General features: G+C 68.5%; 5 protein-coding genes. 4 read left to right on the forward strand and 1 reads right to left on the reverse strand.

Annotated features, from left to right (window positions below; genetic code table 11):
• The first annotated feature begins 4 nt into the window (after positions 1–4).
• The 4 genes from BFAL_RS04260 to BFAL_RS04275 all read left to right on the forward strand — a co-directional run bounded on the left by BFAL_RS04260 (position 5) and on the right by BFAL_RS04275 (position 5,308).
• Positions 5–2,671: an excinuclease ABC subunit UvrA gene (locus BFAL_RS04260; protein ID WP_160319027.1), complete on the forward strand. Its 2,667-nt coding sequence runs from the start codon at positions 5–7 to the stop codon at positions 2,669–2,671.
• Between the two features lie 90 nt (positions 2,672–2,761).
• On the forward strand, positions 2,762–3,226 hold the full coding sequence (locus tag BFAL_RS04265; protein WP_082440358.1) for a MerR family transcriptional regulator: 465 nt from the start codon (positions 2,762–2,764) through the stop codon (positions 3,224–3,226).
• Positions 3,227–3,333: 107 nt separating this feature from the next.
• Positions 3,334–4,641, forward strand: a complete 1,308-nt coding sequence (locus BFAL_RS04270) for an MATE family efflux transporter (protein WP_370696058.1) — start codon at positions 3,334–3,336, stop codon at positions 4,639–4,641.
• A 115-nt stretch (positions 4,642–4,756) separates the two neighbouring features.
• Positions 4,757–5,308 carry a PadR family transcriptional regulator gene (locus BFAL_RS04275; RefSeq protein ID WP_055427191.1) on the forward strand — a complete coding sequence of 184 codons (552 nt, stop codon included), beginning with the start codon at positions 4,757–4,759 and terminating at the stop codon, positions 5,306–5,308.
• Here BFAL_RS04275 and BFAL_RS11215 read toward each other — a convergent pair.
• Positions 5,305–6,690: a PolC-type DNA polymerase III domain-containing protein gene (locus BFAL_RS11215; RefSeq protein ID WP_236691666.1), complete on the reverse strand. Its 1,386-nt coding sequence runs from the start codon at positions 6,688–6,690 to the stop codon at positions 5,305–5,307. The two genes, BFAL_RS04275 and BFAL_RS11215, sit on opposite strands and share 4 nt — an antisense overlap.
• Positions 6,691–6,785: the final 95 nt, after the last annotated feature.

Below are 6,785 nucleotides of genomic sequence, written 5' to 3' on the forward strand. Positions count from 1 at the left end.
CCGCATGACGGACGGACAGGAACACCACGGCACCAGTCGAACCGAGCTCACCGGGAAAACCGGGCTCACCAACCGAACCGGGCTCACCGGCCGGCCGCGAACGGAACATGCGTCGCCGCGCTTCATCGAAGTGCGCGGCGCGCGCGTGCACAATCTCAAAGGCGTCGACGTCGATATCCCGCTGGGCGGACTCACCGGCGTGGCCGGCGTCTCCGGCTCCGGCAAAAGCTCGCTCGCGCTCGGCGTGCTCTACGCGGAAGGCTCCCGACGCTACCTCGAGGCGTTGTCCACCTACACGCGCCGGCGCCTCACCCAGGCGGCGCGCGCCCAGGTCGACGACGTGCGCCACGTGCCCGCCGCGCTCGCCCTCCACCAACGGCCCGCCGTACCCGGCGTGCGTTCCACGTTCGGCACGATGAGCGAACTGCTCAACAGCCTGCGCCTCCTGTTCTCACGCTGCGGCTCCCACTCGTGCCCGCACTGCGGCGCACGCCACGAACCCACGCTCGACGTGGCCGCCGAACTGCCGATCCGATGCGCCTCCTGCGGACGCACGTTCCACGGGCCGGGCGCCGAATCGCTCGCCTTCAACTCCGCCGGCGCCTGCCCCACCTGCTCGGGCACCGGCATCGTACGCGACGTGAACCTCGCCTCGCTCGTGCCCGACGAATCGAAAAGCATCGACGACGGCGCCGTCCTGCCATGGGGCTCGCTCATGTGGGACCTCATGAAGGACGTGTGCCGTGCGATGGGCGTGCGCACGGACATACCGTTTAGCGATCTGACGGACCAGGAGCGCGACATCGTCTTTCACGGCCCCGCCGTCAAGAAGCACATCCTCTACCGGTCGAAGAAAAGCGACGACTTCGCCGAACTCGACTTCACCTACTACAACGCCGTGTACACCGTCGAGAACGCGCTCGCCAAAGCCAAGGACGAGAAGGGACTCAAACGCGTCGCGCGGTTCCTCAAGGAGAGCCCGTGCGCGGCGTGCGGCGGCACGCGTCTGAGCGACGCCGCACGCGACCCGCAGGTGCGCGGGCTGAATCTCGCCGAGGCGTGCGCGATGACGTTGGACGAGGCGGTCGCATGGGTGCGCGGCGTGCCGGGGACGCTGCCGGAGGAGATGCGTCCGATGGCCGCGAACATCGCCGAATCGTTCCTCGACGTGGCCAGACGGCTGCTGGAACTCGGACTCGGCTATCTCGCGCTCGACCGTGCCGGCGCGACCCTGTCCACCGGCGAGCGCCAGCGCGTCCAGTTGGCGCGAGCCGTGCGCAACCGCACCACGGGCGTGCTGTACGTGCTTGACGAGCCGTCCATCGGCCTGCATCCGGCGAACGTGGACGGGCTGGTCGGCGTGATGCGCGATCTCGTCGCGGACGGCAACACGGTGGTCGTCGTCGACCATGACGTGCGCGTGCTCAAGGCGTGCGACCATCTGGTGGAGATGGGGCCGGTCGCGGGTGCGGGCGGCGGTCGGCTCATCGCGCAGGGCACGGTCGCGCAGGTCGCGGCGGCGGGGGAGCGGGGGAGCCGCATCGCCCCGTTCCTGCTCGAGGACGGGCCGCGGCGTGTGCGGCCGCGCGTCGACGGCGGCGCGGCGCATATGTTCGACCATGGCCGCATCCATTTGGAGACCGGTCCGCTGCATACCGTCAAGCCGCTTTCCGTCGATATTCCACGTGGCCGTCTGACGGTGGTGACGGGCGTTTCCGGTTCAGGCAAGACCACGATGATCCTCGAATCGCTGATTCCGGCGCTGCGTGCGAACGCCGCCGCGCGGGGCGCGCACGGCGACCGCACCGGCGACGCGGGCGCGCAGGTCGCGACGGGGAGCGACCCCGTCGCGATGCCCGCGCACGTGCGCGCGATCGAGGCGGAGGGCGTCATGCGCGCGAATCTCATCGACGCGACGCCGATCGGCGCGAACGTGCGCTCCACCGTCGCCACCTACGCCGGCGTGCACGACGATCTGCGGGGCGCGTTCGCCCGCACCGACGACGCGAAGGCCGGCGGGTGGAAGGCGGGCGACTTCTCGTACAATACGGGGCGTCTGCGCTGCCCGACCTGCGACGGCACCGGGCGCATCTCGCTCGACGTGCAGTTCCTGCCCGACGTGGACATCGACTGCCCCGACTGCCGCGGTTCGCGCTATGCGCCTGCCGCGGGAGGCATCCATCGCGTGGCGAGGGACGGGCGTGGACTCACCCTGCCCGGGCTGATGGCGATGAGCGTGGACGAGGCGCTGGAGGCGACCGGCGACATGCGCAAGGTGCATGCGCGGCTTGAGACCCTGCACGATCTGGGTCTCGGCTACCTGACGTTGGGCGAGCCGACGCCCTCCCTGTCTGGCGGGGAGGCGCAGCGGCTGAAGCTCGCCGGCGAGATGGGACGCGCGCAGTCCGACGCGGTGTTCGTGTTCGACGAGCCGACCATCGGCCTGCATCCGCTCGACGTGCGCGTGCTGCTCGACGTGTTCGACCGGCTCGTGGGCCAGGGCGCCACGGTGGTCGTCATCGAACATGACCTCGACATGATCGCCAACGCCGACTGGATCATCGACATGGGGCCGGGCGGCGGCGAGGCCGGCGGACGCATCGTCGCCGCCGGCACGCCCGAACAGGTTGCCGCGGACCCCGACAGCGTGACCGGACGGTACCTGCGGTAGGGGAGGCTTGACTTCGAGCGCTTGAAGCCCGTAGATTGCGTGGCAGTGGCCGTAATCTGACTCGATGATAAGGAGATAAGGAGCGCAGTCATGACCGTAACCACCTGGCACACCATCCGCGAGGCGTCGTTGGCGTCCGGACTGTCGGAATCCACGTTGCGCTACTACGAGCAGATCGGCATCATCCCGCCCATCGCGCGTGACCGGAACGGACGTCGCGCCTACACGGACGCCGACCTCGAACGGCTGGGCACGATCGCGTGCCTGTCCGCCACGGGCATGCCGCTCGAATCGATGCGCGCCTACCTGCGCAACACGCAGGACGGCGCGGCCGGGGCGAAACGGCAGATGGAGCTGCTCGACGCGCAGGCGCTGCGTCTCGCCGCCCGCGCCGAAGCGATCCGCATGCAGCAGGCGTACGTCTCGCTCAAGACGCTCTACTGGCGTGCCGTGGCCGAAGGGCGCCAGGGCGACGCCGACGAGCTCATCGAAGAGCATCGTGACGTCATCGAACAGGTCAAACGCCTCCAGGACGGCGGTGCCGTGTCCCGCTGACAGGACATGGAGGCGCGCGGCACACGCGGCAGGGAGTACAGTATCGACCTGTGGTACAGGTACGGCAGGCAATCAGACGGGCGGACGCGGACGCGAAATATCATGAGATGACGGAAAAGCCCGTCAGACCGCTGATTCTGAGGCTCTGCCTGCCGGCCGTGGTCTCGAATCTGGTGACCACCGCGTACAACCTCACCGACACGTTCTTCATAGGCCAGTTGGGCACCTCCCAGTCCGGCGCCATCGGCATCGCGTTCTCGATCATGACCATCCTGCAGGCCATCGGGTTCTTCTTCGGCAACGGCGCAGGCAATTCGATGAGCCGCGAACTCGGTAAACGCGACAACGAGCGCGCCTCCCGGCTGCTGGCCATCGGATTCGCGGGCGCGTTCCTGTTCGGCCTGACCGTGACCGTGACATGCCTCGCCACGTTGCGCCCGCTGGTCATGGCGCTCGGCTCCACCGGGACCATCGCCCCCTATGCGGTGACCTATCTGACGCCGATTCTCGTGGCCGCGCCCTGCGTGTGCGGCTCGTTCGCGCTCAACGGCCTGCTGCGCTACCAAGGCCAGTCCGCGTTCGGCATGATCGGTCTCGTCACCGGCGCGCTGCTCAACTTCCTGCTCGCCCCGCTGTTCATCTTCGTGCTGCGCATGGGCATCTTCGGCGCCGGCCTCGCCACCGGCATCTGCCAGACGGTCAGCTTCGTCATCCTGACCGTCATGAGCGCGAGGTTCGGCGTGCTGAAGCTCACCCTGCGCGACTGCCGGCCGGACCCGCTGCTCCTGCGCGAGATCGCGGGCGGCGGCCTGCCTTCACTCGTGCGCCAAAGCGCGGGTTCCATCGCCACGACCTGCGTGAACATCGCCGCCAACCCGTTCGGCGACGCGGCGATCGCCGGCATGGCCATCGTCATGCGCATCATGCTCGGCGCCAACTCCATCATCATCGGACTGGGGCAGGGGTTCCAGCCGGTGTGCGGCTACAACTATGGCGCCGGCAAGTTCGCACGCGTGCGCGAAGCGTACTGGTTCTGCGTCAAACTCGCCACCGGCGTGCTGCTCGCGCTCGCCGCGGCCATCTGGCTGACCGCGCCGCAACTGGTCGGGATTTTCCGCTCGGACCCGGCCGTGGTGGCGGTGGGCGTCGCCGCGCTGCACTTCCAGTGCATGACGGTCGTGCTCAACGGTGTGAACATGATGGGCAACATGATCTCGCAGACGCTCGGGCAGACGGCCATCGCCTCGTTCCTGGCCGTATGCTGCACCGGCCTGTATCTCGCGCCGATCGTGCTCGTCCTGCCGCATGTCATCGGCGTGACGGGCGTGGAGGCGGCGCAGTCCGTGGCGGATGTGCTCACGTTCGCCACCACGATCCCGTTCATGCGGCATATCCTCGGCAAGGTGCTGCGCTGACCGCGCGCCATGCCGTTGCGCCCACGGCGATGAACCGTCCGAAGCGGTGGGGCGCCATCCGCGCCTTCCGGTACCATGCAACCGGAGTATGTCGAAACGAGGTAGGCTGTCGCGTATGAGCGTGATCGAGATGATGATCCTCGGATTCCTGTCCGAGAAGACGATGTGCGGGTATGAGCTGCGCAAGAAGATGGAGCAGCTGCAGGGGGACATGCGCCGCTTCAGCGACGGCGCGATCTACCCGGCGACCGCCCGTCTGACGAAGGCCGGTCTCATCTCCGAACGCACCGATGTGCGCGACGGCCGGCAACGTCACCTGTTCACGCTGGAGCCCGCCGGTCGCGAGGCGCTCGTCGAGGCGATCGCCGACGCGGACGGGTTCATCGTCAGCGATTTCAACCGGTGGCGCGTGGTGCTCACGTTCCTGTCCGTCGTGCCGGACAAGGCGACGCGCGATGCGGTGCTGCGCCGCCGCTACGACTTGCTGTCGCGCAAGGACGTGCATTTCTTCTACTGCGACGCCGGCAACCCGCTCACGCTCGACCACATCGACGACCCCTACCGCAGGGGATTGGTCACCGTGCACGACGCCTACGTCGAGGCCGAACTCGAGTGGCTGCGCGCCACGCTCGGTCTCGACGGGAACCGGCCGGGCGCCGAAGGCTAACGCCTCCAGTGGCGGCGATGGGCGACGATGCGCTTGCCGCCGACGCCGGCCTTGCCGCCCGGGCCCCACGGCCCGCGCGCCTCGGCCTGCAGCTGCTTGAGATGATGCTTCATCGCCAGCAGCATGATATGCGTGTCCTCGAGGCCGAGATGGCGTTCGGCGTCGTCCTCGTGCAGCGCGCCCTGACGCTTCGCATACGCGTCGAGACGGTTGTCGCCGTCGGGGTGATCCTCGCTGGGGATCGAGCCCTCGTCCCACAGGCGGCTCATCGGCAGCGTGTCGATGATGGTCACGTGCCCGTTGCGGTAGGCCTCCGCGTAGCCCTTCACGTTGAGCATGAAGAAGCTGTGCTCGAACGTGGCCATGTGCGCCACGAACGGCTGCGAGGTGAGCCGTTCGAGCAGGTCCTTCTGCGCCTGCGCGTCCTCGTCGAACATCGGGTAGTCGATGCCGACGCGCTGCTTGATGTCGATGCCGGTCAACTGGATGATGAACGGGTTGCCGTGGCGCGCCGCCTCGGGGGTCACGCCGAACGAGAAGCGGTGCTGGTCGTACGCGTCGCCGCCCTCGTAGTAGTCCTTGTCGTACCGGTATCCGGTGGGGGCTTCGGCGGGGCGCGGCGAACGCATGTTCATGTATTCGAAGCCGACGTCGATGATGTACGCGCGGGCCGGTTCGGTGCCGTTCGTCTCCAGATCGATGCCCATCACCTTGTCCACGTCGCGGCCCGGCAGGAACACCTCGCGCCAGTAGTCCTTCGGACGTGCGGCCTGACGTGCGGCCACATGCTCGGCGGCCGCGTGACGCGACTTCTCGAAACGCGCCTCCGGCACGGCGGTCTCGTCGCGGTTGACCTGTTCGATGGACGGCACGGCGGGATTGTCGTCGTTGATGACCGGCTGGCCTTCGATGAGATAGTCGGGGCTGCCCTGGTCGGAACTGGAGTCGGCGGGAGCGGACTCGTCCGGACCGGCCTCGACGGAACCGTAGCGCACCTCGTCCGCCTCGAAGAGCGCGTGCTCGCGATGCTGGCGCGCCGCCTCGCGCTTGGCGCGGTCGGCCTTGCGCTGTTCGGCGCGCGCGTTGACGATCTCCGCGGTACGGTCCTGGATGTCGTCGACGACGACATCCTCCCTCGCGGCGGTGAGCACCGGCACGGTGACGCGCTGCCGGTCCTCGTCGGCGACGGTCCACAAGCCTTCGGCGATGCCGCGGTCGCGCAGCAGCTGGATCTGGTCGTTGAGGCGCCTGTCCGCATAGGCGAGCGCGCGCGGCAGATCATAGGTCGTGATGCGGCGGTCGAAGTCGCGCATGAACGTCATGCTCATCTTCGCGATGATCGCCTCGAGACGGTCGCGGATTGCGAGATCCTCCTTGAGCAGGTCGTGTGTGCTGGAAGAGGCGCCCGCCTCGAGATCGGCGGGGGGGGGCCACCCCCCGCCCTGCCCCCCGGCGGGGCCCCTCCCCCACCCCCCCC

This window comes from Bifidobacterium aesculapii, from assembly GCF_001417815.1.
Taxonomy (GTDB): Bacteria; Actinomycetota; Actinomycetes; order Actinomycetales; family Bifidobacteriaceae; genus Bifidobacterium; species Bifidobacterium aesculapii.